The following is a 16,904-nucleotide window of genomic DNA, read 5'->3' as shown; positions in this document are numbered from 1 at the left end:
GGTTAACGCTCCCCTTCTGTATCAAGCGCTGTTTTTAAGTTTCTTATCACATATTCCTGCTCATGGAACTGCATATTGGAAAAGAAGGGAATGGCAAGTGTCCGCTCTGACATTTCTTCACTTACCGGGAATTTACCTGACTGAGAACCAAATTGATTGACGTAACTGGTTTGTTTATGAATGGATGGAAAATAGGGTTTTGCCTGTATTCCTTTTTTCAGCAGTTGACTAATGATCTTGTTTCTGTCTGTTTTTTTAGGCAGTATCACAATGTACACGAACCAGCTCATTGAACATGCGGGTAAAACTTTTGGGATTGTAACTTCCACCTGATATCGTTGCAACAATTCAGTGTAACGTTTAGCGACATCCTCTCTCTTTTGAAGAATGTGCTCAAGACGTTCCATCTGACCAACACCCAATGCTGCCTGCAGCTCAGAAATTCTGTAATTGTAACCGACATATTCATGGTCAAGCCACTCACTTGATGTACTTCTACCCTGGTTGCGAAGAGCCCTTGCAATTAGCGCCGCATCTTCACTTTCTGTAACCAGCATTCCCCCTTCTCCTGTTGTAATTTGCTTATTAGGATAAAAAGCAAATACTCCGGCATCACCGATTGTTCCAACAGGTTTTCCATTCCACTTTGCACCAATTGCTTCACAAGCGTCTTCAATGACTTTCAGCCCGTAAGTAGAAGCCACTTCCATAATCGAAGACATATCACAGGGCTGCCCGAAGATATGAACAACTAAAATTCCTTTTGTCTTAGACGTAATAGCACTTTCTATCCTTTTAGGGTCAATATTAAGTGTGTCCGGGTCTATATCAACAAACACCGGAGTAACCCTTTCATATAAAAGGCAGTTTCCGGAAGCAATGAAACTGTATGGCGTCGTAATAACCTCGTCGCCTTCTTTTAAACCAAGTGCTTTGACAGCCACATGCAAAGCACTCGTTCCACTGTTCATAGCTATTGCAAAGCCCGACTTATATTTCTCTATAAATAAAGATTCAAACTTAATCGTTTTCTCTCCGATACTAAGTTGACCGGAGTTTAAAACTTCACTTACATATCTTCTTTCCAAATCGGATATGTCAGGTTTGGATAAAGGGATAAACATCATTCATCAGGTCCTTCCTGTTTCCACATTTTATTCCATTACACTTATGTTATTAAATGTAGATTTCTATTAATTGCCCCGGACAAGTGACTCTATTATCCACTTTTTGTATTCTATACAATTAAATTAGATAACTAACCAGGACAACATCATCCCTGCTCGCATACTTTATAAATGTGTATCCCATAGACCAGAGGTGAAAGCCAGGTGGAAAATCTACCTGAATTAAAACAATTCTTTAAAGATAAAACAATACTGGTTACAGGTGGTACTGGCTCAATAGGAGAACAAATCGTATCTTCCTTACTTAGTTACCAGCCAAAAAAAATAGTCATCTTTAGTAAAGATGACAGTAAGCAGTATTTAATGAAACAAAAGTATTTAACTTATAAAAATCTATTCTTTCTTTTAGGAGATATTCGTGATTATGACTCAATCGAATACGCAACCAGAGGAACCGACTTCGTCTTCCATGTCGCAGCATTAAAACAAGTACCCATCTGTGAAGAAAACCCGTTTGAAGCAGTCAAAACGAATATAATCGGAAGTGAAAATGTTATACGGGCATGTATTTTCAATAATGTAAAAAAAGTAGTAAATGTCAGTACAGATAAAGCCGTTAACCCCACAAACACGATGGGAGCAACCAAGTTTATTTCAGAAAAGATGTTTACTAACGCAAACACCAAGCTGAACAATAAAGAAACTGTTTTCTGCTCCGTGCGATTTGGTAATGTTATTAACTCGCGAGGTTCTGTTATTCCTTTATTTATGAAACAGGCTAAAGATGGGAAACCCCTGACTGTCACTGACCCGGGCATGACTCGATTCATTATGAGTATTTCAAATGCAGCGAATCTGACGCTAAAATCTATTTACTTTTCCCGGGGCGGTGAAACGTTTATTTTTAAAATGAAAGCCATCAGGATTCTGACATTGGCAGAAGTTATTCAAAGCCATTATGCAAATAAAGGAGTAACCAACTTAACTGTACAGGTTGTTGGCAGCCGTCCCGGCGAGAAACTATTCGAAGAATTAATCTATGACCACGAAGTGAACCATGTAGTTGAAAACGATGAATTATATGTCATTCTTCCACAGAAAGGCAAAGACATCCTCCCATTTCGATCATGTCCTTCCCCCATGATTCGTTCTGATAAGCTGGAATTTTTGAGTAAGGATGATATTCTTAAGATGATTGAGACCCTGGAGGATACCTGGTAATGGCTGATAAATCCAAAATACTTTGGAGCCATTCAATCGACTTCCTGAGGGCGTTTTCAACAGTAACTTATGCTGGTGTTCCTGTTTCGCTTCCATTATTCAGGGATTTTCAATTATTTGTTTCCGCTCATAAAAAGACAGCGGCCACCGGCAGGGAAAAGTTTACTCATCAGATTCACAAAGCATGTTCACCTTACCTGATAAACGGCCGTTCCCGTTCCAACTTTAACCTGTCAGGCTCCATCTTGGTACGTGCTGAGCTGGCACCACTAATCCCGAAGAACAATAATATAAGCGTTGTCTATTTAGCTCATACTAAAAGTGAATATAACAAAGCAATGAAGAACCCTTCCTGCCGCCCTCTTTACTATCTTCCTAAACTGCCACAAACAAAGCTGCCTCTTGAAGAAGAACAAAAAGCTATGAATGAGATTGCGATCATTACAAATGCAGAAAATACACCGCCATTTTTAAGGAGTCCTTTATTTGTTACATGGATGAAGAAAAAGGCAGCTAAATTAATGAGTAATATTAAAAGACTTCACAGCTTGTTTGAGTATCATCCTATTAAAAAGACGTTGTACGGTTCAACGATCAATTGTCACGGTGCCCTGGTAACGACATTTGCCCAGAGCAGAATGATACCGACCATCAATTACCAGCACGGTCTCCTGGGAGAGGAAGGTCATCTTCCTGTAAACGCAGATGTACACCTTGTCTGGGGAAATTCGCATAAACAATATCTCCAGTCCCACGGTGCCCCCTCACACTTGATACACGTAGTTCAGCCCTCATTTCAGGATAATGTAAGGTCTAAAAAGACCAACATTAAGAAATCATCAAAAAAACAGGTGCTTATCGCTTTGCAGCCTCTTAGTCACAGGTTCAATAAGAGAATGATAAAAACAATTGAAGCAGCAGCTGAGAAGTTCAGTAAACACCTGCACCTGACTGTGAAGCTGCACCCGGCTCAATCCGGCCACCGTCTGAGGAAAATCATCACTCCCAAGATGACAACCCTACTCCCCCATGGAAGTGTACCTTTATACGACCTGATTGAGCAGGCGGACTTGGTTGTTACATCCTTTTCCACAGTAGGATACGAGGCACTCCTGCTTGGGAAACCGGTTATTTATTATTCGAATAATCCCTCCTTTTTTTATTTTTTAAAGAATAACCCGGTATGCGGGACGAAACAGGTTCAGTACGAAAGATTGTTTAAAAGCCTGATCCTCACAAATGATAGCCTGGTAAAAACAAATGTCCGAGACGATTTAAAAGATTACGGACAAAAGGCGCCCGGGCTTGAATACTATTTAAGATGAACTAATTCTTCCGTCAACTGTCATGAGTGATTTTCTCACATTCTTCCTTTCTGTATAACTGCATTTTATGCAGCTATATACGAGGATATTTAAGCATAGAAATCGATTGGCTTTTGCAGTGATGAGGGTTATTTCTGTTACCGGCGGACCTGAAAAGCTCCCCGGTAAAATAGTAAAGACCTTAAAACTGATGAGCTGTGGATGTAGTGTAGAAAAACATACTTATGGTCATCAGTAAAACTACCATTTTAGGAGATAATAAAAATGATTGGTGTTATAGGTGCAGGCGGGCATGCAAAAACCGCAGTTGCTATCATTCAGCGTTGTTGTTCCAATGAGAAAATCGTTTTCTTCTCTGATTCATCCAATTCCTTTTTCAAGGACTATCAACTATTCCCCGCAGACCTTCATTCCTTATTATCAATGCAGGAAAAAATTCACCACTGGCATATTGCCCTTGGTGACATTCAAAAGAGAAAGAGGTTTGAAAAAGAACTGACAGAGCATAATCTGCCATTGAAAACATTAGTTCATCCTGGAAGTATCATAGAAAAATCTGTTGACATCGGTCATGGGTCCATAGTGGTTGGAGGGGCAATAATAAACTCATGCAGCACGATAGGCAAATGTTGCATCATTAACACAGCCGCCACTATTGATCATGATTGTTCTATTTCCGACTTTGTTAATATTGGGCCGGGGTGTCATTTGGCCGGTAACGTAGAAGTCGGTAAAGAGACCGACATCGGGACAGGAGCGATCATCATTCCGGGGATAAAGGTCGGAAGAAATTGCAAAATTGGTGCAGGGGCTGTCATTATTTCAGATATACCGGAAGATAGTATGGCTGTCGGGGTTCCCGCCAGGATCATCCGGCGCATTTGAATCCTCCCATACAGAAAAGTTCAATTTATAACTGAATCGTAAAAAGCCCGCCCTTTGGCAGGCTTTTTTAAATTGCAGCTCAAAAGGAATTAATTCAGAATATACGCTATGATATTGCTTATGTTGATTTTTTCTCATTGAGTTCCCGCAGAATGCGGCTTATTACCATAGAGGGTGATTTCTCCGGTGAAATCATTGATTTAAGAAAGCTTTGACCTTGATTGTATGTTTTTGTATAGTAGGCTTTGTCCTGTATTAACCTCTCTATCTCTCTTTTCAATTCCGCGCTTTCTTTAACGACAATTCCAGCAGAGGCATTCTCCAAAAAATAGTTAAAGGAGTTATTATTTAATTCGTAATGGTAAGGGATACGGGGTTTTAATACAATGAGCGGTTTCTTCATGATTGCTGCTTCAATAGCGGTATTTGATGATATCGTTAACAGAAAATCAGTAACATATAAATTGTCATATAGCTCCATGTCTTCCCTGGAGAGTATTAGGAAATTTCCTTTTTTTCCCGCTAATTGTTTATAGTCTGAATTGTCGGAGGGGTGGGGGCGAATAATAAACGTTAAAGGAAGCATCTCTGTCTTTTTCAGCCAGTCCAGCACTTGTTCATTTACCGCTTTTTCAAAAGGCTGGGTAGTCCATGTGGCAATGTAATGATTTTGCGGTATATTGTGTTTTCTCTTAAACTCGCCAACGTCTATAGAAGTATTCAGCTTCTGTCTGGCATACTCAAAGTTCATATTTCCCACAATTTCTATTTTAGAAGTATGGATTCCACGTTTGATTAACCACGCTTTATACATCTTTCCCCAAACCAGATATTTTGCAGCCCGGCTGGGAATAATGGAACGGTCCGTCATTAGCACCTGAGGTACACTAACGTAGGGAATATCATACTTTAATCCAATAAGAGAAGTAATACAACCCGGAACAGTAATATCCACATGATCAATAATCACTCCGACCTTCTCTTTCAGGATAAGGCTTTCGTATACATGAACCATTTTTGCCATCCTGAAGATATACCCTCTCAACCAGGTAAAAAAAGAGGGGTCTTTAAATAGGAAGTGGCTTTCAGATAACAGACTCTCCTTTTTATTGATAAACTGACTTAACTGTTTTCTTTTGGCGGCAGGTAAATGGACTGAGGGAAGATGGTCACCTAATTGAAACGTAGAGAAATTACCGGGCAGTTTTTTTCCTTTGATTGCCTCTGTATCAGCTGCACTTGTTAGTGTAAACACAACTTTATCAGTTGAAAAATGATCCAGCGCCAGTTGAACAAAACGTCCGGGCATTAGATAGGTTTTGTAATGGTTCGCATTATAAAGTTTTTTTCTTACAGGTTTATTTTGAGAAAGGGCCTGTTGTGCGTCCCTTACAGACTGCATAGGATGTTTCAATTTTAAAAAGGTTAGGAATGGTTCATTGCTTATGTTTTCATCAACAAATTCTTTTATCCTCAAATGAAAATGCCTTACAAGACATGTAGGAAGTTCAATTCCACTGTAGTTAAGTCCATTGAATTCATCAAAAAATTCTTTTGTAAGGGCATAGCGTAAAAAGTAATGATTATTCAACTTCTCTTCTCCAAACAATGTTCTTCCCCCCGGCTGTTTATTTGATTTATAATAAATGACCGAATAACTCTGGAAGGCCTTACGTTTAAATTAATCGTTTCCCCGACAAACTTCTTCGCTTTCTCTAAAAGGTCTCTTTCAAAAACAGGATTATGGAGGATATCCTCAACCACATTTAACAGCGATTCACCGGATTGAATCACACTTCCTGCGTTCCCCTTCACTAAGAATGAATTAAAATCGTTATTGTGATGCTCATAGTGATAATCCATGTCGGGCTGCAGTACAATAATTCCATTATTCATAAGTGCCCCTTCAATCGCTGTGTTTGAAGAAACCGTCATTACAAAATGACTGTGATGGAGTAAATCATAAAGTCCGAGCCTGGGATTCGAAATACTCACATTCCCGCTGCCGCTGAAAAATTCACTGTAGTCAACATGATCGTACGGATGTGGCCGTATCAGAAAGTGAGCAGGTAGGTTTTCTTTTTCGACCCTCTTTATCCAATTGATGATATGAAGATTTGTTTGATCTGTAAAAGGCTGTGAAGTAAATACAAATATCTTATGATCCGGGGACACCGGGCAAATGTCAGCAAATTGGTGAGCGGTCATGAATGAACGGGAATGATATTTATTATCAAAGTTCAAGTTTCCTGTTTCTAATACAGAAGAAGCCGGGACTCCCCTTTTTACCAGCCACTGCTTATAGTTCCTTCCCCAGGCAAAATGGTGTGAGGCCCTTGTTGGAATCAAAGAACGATCCGAAATGAGTACCTGGGGCATGTTAACAAACGGAAGGTTGTATTTTTTAGCCAGGATACCCAGTGTGGTCCACGGGTTGATTATTTCTACCGGACAAATAAAAAGCTTTATCATCTTCTTTCTTACCAACCTGTCTAAACTTGTAATGATACGAACCGCGACAGGAATTTGTTTATTCAGCCAGTATTTAAATGTTTCTCTTTTAAACAAGGTGTTAATTTCTTTTTTAGGATGGATCCTTGAAGCTTTTCTTCTAATAACGTTTACCGTTTTCCTGGGGAGCCTCACAGACGTAATACCTTTTCTATAGCTGTATATCTGAAAGTTGCGGGGTAACGCAAGGCTGTTTAACATCTTTTCCTCTTCTTCATTAATTGCCATCAGGATAAGGCTTTCTTTTTTTAAGTTTTCTAACGCAAACGATACAAGAGAGGCGGGTATAACGACAGTTTTTCGATTAGGGAAAAGAGACAGGTCTTTATAGACTTTTGGAGATCTGGTCAGGGCATGTTGAACATGTTTCATATCTGTCATGCTGTGTTTTACGATATTGTTCTTTTTTTGGTAGTTTCTATCTACGTAAACCTTAATATACTGGTGAAATACTCTGATTAATGTAGTCGGAATTTCAACCCCTTTATAAGTAAGGTCAGAGTAGCCTTCAAAGAAGCTTCGAGTCAAACCGTATTTCAGAGATGAATAATCATTTAGCCTGCTGTCACCATACATTTTAAAAGGTACCTCCATCTGCTATAGGTTCATACCAGTTGATTGCGTGTTCGTATTGTTCTCCTATAGTTACAAGGTTACGATGGCTTGAGTGAAGGAATTTCAGAACCATATTATATAAGCCGGGTTTAAACTGAAGATCTAAATGGTTATTCAATGCTATTTGCTCCACTTCAAATGAGCCGCGTTTCTGAATAAACAGCTTCTCTACAGGCTGTAAAAGCAATTTTGACTTTTCGGTATTTACCTGAATACCCCACCTTCCCGGAGAGATCCAGTTTGCATTGTAGGAAAACAAAGCTCCTTCGCCGGTTTCTCCGCATCCCGTAAAAATGGCCGCTTCAGGGTGCCAGTTCAACGCATCTTTCCCGCTTATTTTTGCTTGCAGTTTAATCGGGTTCCCTCCCAGATAAAAGGCAGTATCGATGATATGGGACGAGTTTGCCAGGAGCCAGGAACGCTTTACTTTGTCATGAATAGCGGATGTCGAAATCGTGTGACTCAGTTCTGTAAAGTCAAAGTGGAAAGATAAAACGCCTCCCTCTTGCCGGACCATTTCTTTGATCTTTTCTACAGAGGCATAGAAACGTCTGTTATAGGCGACATATACATTCGCCTGCTTCATCTTTGCTCTGTTCCCAAGTTCTTTTATTTCACCTGCATCCATCCCCCCGGGCTTCTCAACCAACAGCTCGTTCAGGCCGTGATGGAGCAGGGCTTTCGTAACTGGATATAATTGTTCAACGGGCACCGCAACAATGCCTTTTGCCGGAACCTCTCCGATATTTTTTAAATAGGTGTGGATCCCGCCTGATACAGGACGTATACCTGTTTGTTTAAAAAAATTTTCACATGAAGCCTCTCCTCTGCCCACACAAATATACTTTTGTTTTATGGCACTAAGTACCTTTGCATATTCAACAGCCATCTTTCCGGAGCCGACCAGCAGAACGTGATTTTTTATGTGATTGGACAAGAAGCCGCCTCTCCTTTGCAGTAAAAATGGTGAGACAGGGACTGGAGTAGTGGAATATGCAGATTCCAGGATTCCCTGAAGCCGGGCAAGTCGCAGCTTTCTGTTGAAAAAAGTTGTTGAAGATATAAACATGTCAGTTCGCTTTGTAAAGGAGATTTATAGTCTACTTCTTCCCAGGTCCATTTATGATCTGCACAGGCTAACCAAGCTTTATTCTCCAACACCCTGATCACAGCTCTCCATTCATTGGATTGGCAGGTGATAACCGGTGGAATCCCACCTTGATCAAATGAAGTCATGTTTAGTGTACTGTGATTTCTTGTATATGCACTCAATGTTCCCGTGCACTCAAAAAAGCCTTTCCGCTTACTTGAAAAAGGCGTATTTAACAAACGAGGATCAACGACTACAACGTTATCTTCAGAGAGATAGGTAATCAGATCCAGATGGTGAATAACATTTGATGCCAGATTTAACTGTGAGCCAGTTACAGTATAGTGAATGGGAGAGGGACCAAAACGACGTTTGATTTCCTTAAAGAACGGATATGTTCTCATCGGGCAATTAACCCACACCGTTACTTTTTTTTCATTAAACAGTTGAGATATTTCACTAAAATCTGAGACTCTTTGAAAAACAACCTTTTCCAAAATCATAAACCTTGCCGTTCTTTTTTTCAGGAATGCTTCGATAATGTTACGCCTTACATTGGATGGAGAAGCAATAATGACTATATCAAGAAAATGGGGAAGCGTATCCAGTGTTGTGCCGCATGATAAGGAATGAGGAAATGTGGATGATTTGAATTCTTCAGCCATCATCTTTTTTGCTGATGTTATCCCTTCTTCTTTTTGATCAACCAGAAAAATATCAGCACTTTCTTTCAAATAAAACAATGATTGGAAGTGCCTTCTTCCAATATGACCCAACCCTATAATTCCAACTTTTTTTCTGTCTGTCTGCATACTTTACTGCCCCTTTCCCGGTCACCAAGCAGTTAAGCCACCATCTACCACAATATTCTGACCAGTTATATAAGAAGATGCCTCCGAGGCTAAAAATAGTAAGGCTCCAACCAGCTCGTCAGGCTGCCCCATCCGTGCCATAGGTACTCTATGAGAATACTTTCGAATAAAAGTCTCATTTTGACCGCTTTCTATGCCTCCGGGGCTTAACATGTTTACTCGAATGCCCTTATCAGCCCAATACGTCGCCAAGTATTGTGTCAAACCCCAGACTGCTGCTTTTGAAGCGGCATATACCGCAGGAGTGTTTATTTCCATGCCCAGATATTTAGAGCCTGCATATATGCGATTGTCGACTCCTTTAATACCATAAATCGAGGAAGTTTGAATAATGACACCACGTTGTTGCTTCAACATTTGACTGCCTACCTTTTGTGCTGTCAGATACATTCCCTCAACATTTACCGCCATGACTTCCCTCCAGGTTCCGAGTTTGTATTCCTCAAAAGAAGTAAAATATTCCTTTAAATTCTGTGTTTTCGTGGCTGCGTTATTGTGGAGGATATCTATTTCAGAATACTTATTAATGACTTTATTCACCATCTTATCAACCTGATCGGGGGAGGTAATATCGCATCCAATACCTAAGCAATCGGTTTTATATAAACGTGACAGGTATTTTGCAAATGCTGTACAACTATCTTCTTCAACATCCACTACCACCACATTTGCTCCGGATTCCGCCATGCCTTCACAAAAACGTTTCCCAAGTATTCCAAGTGCTCCAGTTATGAGTGCTGTTTTTCCCTTCAACAGGAACTTTTCACTAAATGACGATTTCATCTAAGTAAACCTCCCCCTTTCCAGCCTTCGATTGAGTGCCTGCCATTAAAACTTTCATCAACGTTAACGTGCTTGCAGGGGAAATTTCCGGCTTCTTTGTCTCGATAGATTTGAAAAAGTGCCATAATGTCCTGCGAAACATTGAGAAATTATCATTTATAATTGTCTGGGAATGGGTCTTCTCTCCAAAAAAATCAATAAGAAAAGGAACCTTTAAATTCCCCAGTGTATTGACTAACAAGGTAGTATGATCTTTGAACCTGATAATATAGGAATCGTGAGTTGATGAATGATAGAGGACCGAGAGAGGTTCTGAAGGATAAAAAGGGATAATGGCTTCCAGCAGATGTATTCCGTACTTAACCCAGGACAATGGGCCAGCCGCACGTATGAGATGCAATTTTCCATAAATTAAAGGGTCTGAATGATAAGAGTCCAATTCACGGGCAAACCTCATAGAAGAACACGACATCAGCTTTCCATGCATCAGGAATGGTGTAAAGTACTTTAACTCTTCTTCTTTAACAGAGAGCGGCTTATCAATAAATACAGGAATATCTTTTTCAAGAAAATGTGCTGACAGGCTTTTATGACATTCAAAATCATCTCTTGCTATAATCACAGCATCCACTTCATTACACATATCCTCGATATTTGTTATTGCATTAGGTATAAAGCAAGCTTTACAAAGTTGCTTGGTAGTTAAAGGGTCTTGTGTCCAGGCATGGGTCACTTTTATATTACCGAACCCAAACTCAGAAAGGTCTCTCCTGTCAAGATAGTTACGGATAACTTCCCATCCTGCAGACGTAATTAGTGAAGGGTCATACCCATTAATGATAGCTGAAAAAGAAAACGGATGTCCGTTCCCCTTATTGTATCCGACTATTCCTACATTCTTTACCATACAGCCCATCCACCATCAACGCAGATATTCTGTCCTGTCATATAGCTTGAGGCATTTGTACATAAAAGTGCCACAGCTCCCTTTATTTCATATGCTTTCCCTATTCTGTTCATAGGGTTCTTAGAAGCCAGCTTTTGAATAAATTCCTTGTTTTCCTGTGTTTGTTCGTGTGGAAAAGGACCAGGGCTCAGGCAATTCACACGAATTCCATGTGGAGACAAGAAACTTGCTAAATACTTTGAGAATTGGATGACTCCTGCTTTTGCTGCTCCATAACTTGGGGGGTTGGTAAATTCTTTTCCATCATAAATTCGGTAATCAGGTGCAACGTGCCCGTACATGGACGTGACATTCAATATAACGCCTTTCTTTTCAATCAGCCCCTTCACTGCTTTCTTAGTACAATAAAATACTGAATTTAAACTCATATCAATGTCATATTCCCAATCTTGGTCTGTTATCGTTTCAAATGAATTCTTGTTACCCGACCAGGCATTGTTTACAAGGATGTCAAGGCTGCCAAATTGGTCTTCAATTTTTTTAAAGCAATGATCGATAGACACTTTGTTCATTAAATCAAGTGTAAGCGGAAAGAGATCTCCCCCTTTTGGAAGGCTTTTTTGTATTTCTTCACATTTTTTTTGACATTTATTGTAGTTCCGGCTTGCTACTATCACCGTTGCTCCCAGTTCCGCTAATGTTGCACTGATTTCAGTTCCTAAATAACCCGCTCCCCCTGTGACAAGTGCAGTCTTCCCCTTTAATGTAAATAATTCATCAAGGTTCAACGTTGTACTCCCTCCTATGCAATAACTCTGCCAGCATGAAATCAATTTCATTGTCGATATCAATTGAACGTTCTTCGGGCATTAAAACAGCACCCGAAGGTTCCGGGAGCAGGTGAACCGCCTTTTCATCAATATCACCTATGCAAAAAGCATATACGGCTCCATTTAATTGGTAGGCTTCAGGCAGTAATTGTCTCGGAAGCCACGGGTTAGCTCCTCCAATAAAGGCTTGTGGTGTTCCTCCTGCAATTTTCCAGGCTCTATGGGGATTTAATTCAGCTGTTGTATAAGTAGCAGCCGACCGATAACGGGTTGGTTGCTCTGAATGATTGATAAGTTGTAAAGTTTCCTGTATGTCTTTCGGGATTCTAAGAGGGCTTGTGGGTTCCAGATAAACCATCGTTTCAAAGGCGGCCCCTTCCGTTTTCAGTCTTGAAATAACACTCCTTATTACATCAATCGGCAAGGCGAAATCTGAAGCCAGCTCTTTATCACGATGGAAAACTTCAGCCCCGTACTTTTTTGACACTTCACTGATTTTCTTATCATCCGTAGAAACGATGACACGGTCAATTTCCGGCGTTTTTAATGCTGCTTCAATGGTCCAGGCGATTAAAGGCTTACCATTAAATTGTTTTATGTTTTTGTACGGAATGCTTTTGCTCCCCCCTCGTGCAGGGATGAGAGCTACTGTTCGGTTCTTACTGTTCATTCACCGACCTCCTGTTTCTTTGAATCTTCTCTAATTACTCGCCTGCATAAAGGTATTTGATTTTTTTGTAGTGCTCCCATCCTCCACAATATGTAGTATGAAATTGAATTATCACCTTCGCTTCGTGCCTCCTGATATATTTATTTCTTTTCGGTCATCCTAATCCCATACACCCGTACTAAAGGAGTTTCTTGTCATGGTGAAATGGATAACTCAGTTTTTTCACAAATTAAAAGAAGGCCAGGTGATTGATTTATCCGCGCAGCTGGCGTTTTATTTTCTCCTTATGTTTGTGCCGTTTCTTCTCTTCGGGCTGGCACTTCTCAGCTTTTTCCCCATCGATGGCAAAGTCCTGCTTGAGTATGTGTCTGCTATGGCACCCGGAGAAGTGGGAACCATCATTGACAGAAACGAGGACATGCTTCTTGGAATCAGACATGGCGGCTTTCTTTCGTTCGGACTCCTGTTATCCGTCTTCGCTACAACAAACAGCCTGCATGCTACTATAAGAGCACTAAACCTCGCTCATCACAAAAAAGAAGAACGCTCTTTTTTACGCATCAGGATGCTGTCTCTCTTTTTTGCCATTCTCATTATCGCGGCAATCCTTATCCAGCTCATACTTCCGTTTTTTATCGTCACACTCGACCGTTATGTGGCCTCGATGTTTCACATTCCCAGCGGTATTCTTGCTTCATGGGAATGGATTGTGTGGTTTGTGAGTACAGCTACTGTTTTCGGGGTTCTCGTGTTTTTGTACAAGCTTGGTCCTAATGTAAGGTCATCCTTTAAACAAGTTGTTCCCGGGGCAATATTTGCCACTCTCGGGTGGCAGGTTACGTCCTTTGGCATGTCATTGTATGTGCAGTATATGGCGAACCTGTCTGCTCTTCACGGAACACTGAGCAGCGTTATCATCCTCATTATCTGGTTCTACCTCGTCGGATTCGTTCTCCTTACAGGAGGTCTGATTAATGCCATGGAGACAAGACAAGATCCCCTCCTATCCTGATCGCTTACCAAACGTTTACAAGTACGTAAGGATGGGTAAGTGAAAACAAGAACCATTTTGTTCAGGAGGAGACTGTTATGCCCCTTACAAGAGAACAGGAAAGCCGTAAAGTACCCGCTAAACACCGCAAGGAAGCAGAATCAAAAGAAGAGCAGGAGCGCCTTGAGAAGCTTCTTGATAAAATTGAGGAAATGACCACAAAGGGGCATTTAAAGGATATTGCCTATCATTTCACGAATAAACGGGAAGTGATTAAAACAAATCTGCTTGCAGGTATGGCGCGTGGAGTCGGCTTGACGGTGGGAACCGCAATCTTTATCGGCCTCCTCGTACTCATTCTCACTCAGATTGTTTCTTTGCCGATCGTCGGGGAGTATATTGCCGGACTTCTTGATATGATTGATACGTACCGTACAACAGACTAACAAATTGCAGGGGTGATTGATTTGGACTTTTTAGGCATTGGAATTTTTATTATCGCATTGGCATTTGCAGGACTCGTGGTTTATCTTACAAAGGTGTTATCAAAACTAACAGAAGTACTGACCCACACGGCAAAAACCGTTGAAAATCTTGAAGGACAGATTGGTGAAATAACGAGCGAAACGAAGCTCACTCTTTATAACACAAACGAAACAATTGCAGATGTAAATCACAAGCTCACACAGCTTGACCCGATCTTCTACATCGTCAATGACGTAGGGGAATCCGCCCATCGCGTCACTTCGTCTCTTGTGAAGCTCTCCAAGCGCACACAAAGTGATGTGGATAAAGGAGCAACCAAGATTGACGAGAAAGATGTACGGGGCTGGATGCGCACCGCTTCCTTTGTTTACTATCTGGTGAAAAAACGTAAAGAGAAAAAAGCGGCAGCCGAAAAAGTAAGTGAACAGCACCGTATGGATGTAGAGGTTGAAGTAGCTGAAGAGCTTCAGCGCGAACATATGAACGTTTAGAACAGAACCGGGAGTGATCTGAACATGGGTAAAGGCACGGGAATCGGATTTGTATTTGGCTATGCTGCCGCCGGAATCACGGCTTTGCTGATGGCACCAAAGTCCGGATCGGCTGCCCGTCACGAAGTGAAAATCCGTTATTACGAACAGAGAAAACGTCTTGAACGGACATTTGAGGAAATCAAACTGGAAGCCAGCCGTCTAGAAAGCGTCTATGACTCCGTAAAAACTCACGTTGCAGAAGAAATGGATGCCATTACAGCTGATGCTGTTGAGGCTGCCCATGAAGAAGTACACATAAATAACAGGCAGAAACTGCTTCCGCCTGCCGAACAGGCCTTTTAATTAAGGCCTTTTTTTACTTAAAAGCTGAATAATGGTAACATGGGTCACTGTTGCGCCTTCGCATCTGTTTTCCCCGAAACGTTACCTTCCTTAATTTTCAAGTACATCTATGAAATAAACATTTACAGAGAAAGTTATTTTGATATAATAGTACAGGTTATCAGTGTCATATAACAAAATACAATAAAACAATAGAAAAGGAGACATTATCAATGAATGGAGAAGGTAATTCCTTTGTCGGTGCAATAGAATGGATCGTCGACGGTGCCAATGATATCCTTTGGACTTATGTTCTGATTGCTTTACTCATTGGATTGGGTATTTATTTTACTATACGATCAAACTTTGTTCAGTTCCGTCTGTTTGGCGAAATGTTCAAGGTTATTACAGAAAAAAGCACGATCTCAAAAGAAGGAAAACGCGGTGTTTCGTCCTTTCAGGCATTCTGTATCAGTACGGCCTCCCGGGTCGGTACAGGGAACCTGGCCGGGGTAGCCCTTGCAGTGTCGCTTGGTGGTCCCGGAGCCGTATTCTGGATGTGGCTAATCGCCCTCCTCGGTGCTGCAACTGCCTTTATTGAAAGTACACTGGCTCAGGTTTATAAGGTGAAAGACGGAGAGAATTTCCGTGGCGGACCTGCCTACTATATGGAAAAAGCTCTTAAAGCCCGCTGGCTCGGAATATCTTTTGCTATTTTAATTACATTATGTTTCGGTTTCATTTTTAACATGGTACAAGCCAACACCATTTCTCATGCATTTGAAAATGCCTATGGCGTTAACCGCGCTGTTGTCGGTGCCGTACTTGCGCTTCTTGCCGGTCTGATTTTCTTTGGCGGTGTTCAGCGTATTGCTAAAGTAACTCAGGTTATTGTACCGGTCATGGCGGTCATTTACCTTGTATTTGCGCTTGGCATTTCCATTGTAAATATTACAGAACTGCCGGCTGTAATCAGCTTAATCATTGCCAACGCATTTGGTCTTGAAGAAGTTGTCGGCGGCGGACTTGGTGCCGCACTCATGCAAGGTATACGCCGAGGCTTATTCTCCAACGAAGCCGGTATGGGTAGTGTGCCAAACGCTGCTGCCACAGCTGACGTTAAGCACCCGGCCAAACAAGGTCTTGTGCAGTCACTCGGTGTATTCGTTGATACACTCGTTATCTGTACAGCAACAGCTTTTGTCATCCTTCTGACTGACGTGTACACACTCGGTGAAGAAGAAGGTATCGCGATTACCCAGATGGCTCTAAGTGAGCACATCGGTGGATGGGCTGTCTCGTTCCTTGCCATTGCGATCCTGCTGTTTGCGTTCAGCTCCATTGTAGGTAACTACTATTACGGTGAAACAAACATGGAGTTTGTGAAGAAAAACAAATTCCTGATCAACTTCTACCGTTTTGCTGTAATGGGTATGGTTTTCCTTGGTGCTCTTGCCGAGCTCAGCCTAGTATGGAACATGGCTGACTTGTTCATGGGACTCATGGCCGTCATGAACCTAGCCGTTATTGCTATTCTTGGTAAACTGGCTCTTAAAGTGCTTAAGGATTACCAGGAGCAGCGTAAAACCCAAAGTGAGCCCGTATTTAGGGCAGATCGTATTGAAGGTCTGACAGGTACGGAATGCTGGGATGGCGAGGAAGAACAGCGCCAGGCAAAATAACAAGGGATTTAGAGGCGTGACCACCGTGGTGGTCGCGTCTTTTTTGTTTGTTAAAGGTTTACAGGTCACGAGGCGGTTTGTATAGGTCCGGCTC

General features: G+C 41.3%; 17 protein-coding genes. 8 read left to right on the top strand and 9 right to left on the bottom strand.

Going from position 1 to position 16,904, the window contains the following annotated elements:
* Window positions 1-2: 2 nt before the first annotated feature.
* Entirely contained in the window at window positions 3-1,127 is a 1,125-nt protein-coding gene (locus JSY36_RS04240) for a DegT/DnrJ/EryC1/StrS family aminotransferase (protein ID WP_236784552.1), read from the bottom strand.
* Window positions 1,128-1,331: 204 nt separating this feature from the next.
* Here JSY36_RS04240 and JSY36_RS04235 point away from each other — a divergent pair, with 204 nt between their 5' ends.
* The 3 genes from JSY36_RS04235 (at window position 1,332) to JSY36_RS04225 (ending at window position 4,558) form a co-directional block, all read left to right on the top strand.
* Window positions 1,332-2,348, top strand: a complete 1,017-nt coding sequence (locus tag JSY36_RS04235) for a polysaccharide biosynthesis protein (RefSeq protein WP_122900534.1) — start codon at window positions 1,332-1,334, stop codon at window positions 2,346-2,348.
* Complete coding sequence (locus JSY36_RS04230; protein ID WP_205165380.1) at window positions 2,348-3,673, top strand: capsular polysaccharide export protein, LipB/KpsS family; 1,326 nt, start codon at window positions 2,348-2,350, stop codon at window positions 3,671-3,673. The genes JSY36_RS04235 and JSY36_RS04230 overlap by 1 nt, the downstream gene beginning before the upstream one ends.
* 264 nt (window positions 3,674-3,937) lie before the next feature.
* Window positions 3,938-4,558 (top strand): acetyltransferase, encoded by a 621-nt coding sequence (locus JSY36_RS04225; RefSeq protein ID WP_122900529.1) that lies wholly within the window; start codon window positions 3,938-3,940, stop codon window positions 4,556-4,558.
* A 118-nt stretch (window positions 4,559-4,676) separates the two neighbouring features.
* Here the strand turns inward: JSY36_RS04225 and JSY36_RS04220 are convergent, their stop codons facing one another.
* The 8 genes from JSY36_RS04220 to JSY36_RS04185 are packed head-to-tail and all read right to left on the bottom strand — an operon-like array spanning window position 4,677 to window position 12,836.
* The gene (locus JSY36_RS04220) at window positions 4,677-6,167 is read right to left on the bottom strand and encodes a CDP-glycerol glycerophosphotransferase family protein (protein WP_205165379.1); all 1,491 of its coding nucleotides are present in this window, start codon (window positions 6,165-6,167) and stop codon (window positions 4,677-4,679) included.
* On the bottom strand, window positions 6,146-7,645 hold the full coding sequence (locus JSY36_RS04215; RefSeq protein ID WP_205165378.1) for a UDP-N-acetylglucosamine 2-epimerase: 1,500 nt from the start codon (window positions 7,643-7,645) through the stop codon (window positions 6,146-6,148). Before JSY36_RS04215 ends, JSY36_RS04220 begins: the two co-directional genes overlap by 22 nt.
* Before the next feature lies 1 nt (window position 7,646).
* On the bottom strand, window positions 7,647-8,621 hold the full coding sequence (locus tag JSY36_RS04210) for a Gfo/Idh/MocA family protein (protein WP_205165377.1): 975 nt from the start codon (window positions 8,619-8,621) through the stop codon (window positions 7,647-7,649).
* Window positions 8,606-9,586 carry a Gfo/Idh/MocA family oxidoreductase gene (locus JSY36_RS04205; protein WP_205165376.1) on the bottom strand — a complete coding sequence of 327 codons (981 nt, stop codon included), beginning with the start codon at window positions 9,584-9,586 and terminating at the stop codon, window positions 8,606-8,608. The genes JSY36_RS04210 and JSY36_RS04205 overlap by 16 nt, the downstream gene beginning before the upstream one ends.
* 21 nt (window positions 9,587-9,607) lie before the next feature.
* Window positions 9,608-10,429 carry an SDR family oxidoreductase gene (locus JSY36_RS04200; protein ID WP_122900519.1) on the bottom strand — a complete coding sequence of 274 codons (822 nt, stop codon included), beginning with the start codon at window positions 10,427-10,429 and terminating at the stop codon, window positions 9,608-9,610.
* Window positions 10,413-11,336, bottom strand: a complete 924-nt coding sequence (locus JSY36_RS04195) for a Gfo/Idh/MocA family oxidoreductase (RefSeq protein WP_205165375.1) — start codon at window positions 11,334-11,336, stop codon at window positions 10,413-10,415. The genes JSY36_RS04200 and JSY36_RS04195 overlap by 17 nt, the downstream gene beginning before the upstream one ends.
* On the bottom strand, window positions 11,330-12,124 hold the full coding sequence (locus tag JSY36_RS04190) for an SDR family oxidoreductase (RefSeq protein ID WP_236784548.1): 795 nt from the start codon (window positions 12,122-12,124) through the stop codon (window positions 11,330-11,332). Before JSY36_RS04190 ends, JSY36_RS04195 begins: the two co-directional genes overlap by 7 nt.
* Window positions 12,114-12,836 carry an acylneuraminate cytidylyltransferase family protein gene (locus JSY36_RS04185; RefSeq protein WP_122900512.1) on the bottom strand — a complete coding sequence of 241 codons (723 nt, stop codon included), beginning with the start codon at window positions 12,834-12,836 and terminating at the stop codon, window positions 12,114-12,116. Before JSY36_RS04185 ends, JSY36_RS04190 begins: the two co-directional genes overlap by 11 nt.
* A 196-nt stretch (window positions 12,837-13,032) precedes the next feature.
* On the opposite strand from JSY36_RS04185, the gene JSY36_RS04180 reads away from it, so the two are divergent.
* The 5 genes from JSY36_RS04180 (at window position 13,033) to JSY36_RS04160 (ending at window position 16,810) form a co-directional block, all read left to right on the top strand.
* Complete coding sequence (locus JSY36_RS04180) at window positions 13,033-13,848, top strand: YihY/virulence factor BrkB family protein (protein WP_205165373.1); 816 nt, start codon at window positions 13,033-13,035, stop codon at window positions 13,846-13,848.
* Window positions 13,849-13,925: 77 nt separating this feature from the next.
* On the top strand, window positions 13,926-14,273 hold the full coding sequence (locus JSY36_RS04175) for a DUF5665 domain-containing protein (RefSeq protein ID WP_122900508.1): 348 nt from the start codon (window positions 13,926-13,928) through the stop codon (window positions 14,271-14,273).
* A gap of 21 nt (window positions 14,274-14,294) precedes the next feature.
* Window positions 14,295-14,804: a DUF948 domain-containing protein gene (locus tag JSY36_RS04170; RefSeq protein ID WP_205165372.1), complete on the top strand. Its 510-nt coding sequence runs from the start codon at window positions 14,295-14,297 to the stop codon at window positions 14,802-14,804.
* A 24-nt stretch (window positions 14,805-14,828) separates the two neighbouring features.
* Window positions 14,829-15,149, top strand: coding sequence for a YtxH domain-containing protein (locus JSY36_RS04165; RefSeq protein WP_205165371.1), 321 nt, complete (start codon window positions 14,829-14,831; stop codon window positions 15,147-15,149).
* 212 nt (window positions 15,150-15,361) lie between these two features.
* Window positions 15,362-16,810, top strand: coding sequence for an alanine/glycine:cation symporter family protein (locus tag JSY36_RS04160; RefSeq protein WP_205165370.1), 1,449 nt, complete (start codon window positions 15,362-15,364; stop codon window positions 16,808-16,810).
* Window positions 16,811-16,904: the final 94 nt, after the last annotated feature.

This window comes from Alteribacter salitolerans, assembly GCF_016901055.1.
In the GTDB taxonomy this organism is placed as follows: domain Bacteria; phylum Bacillota; class Bacilli; order Bacillales; family Salisediminibacteriaceae; genus Alteribacter; species Alteribacter keqinensis.
The sequence above is the reverse complement of the archived record's forward strand: the minus strand, read 5'-3'. Positions and strand labels throughout refer to the sequence as shown.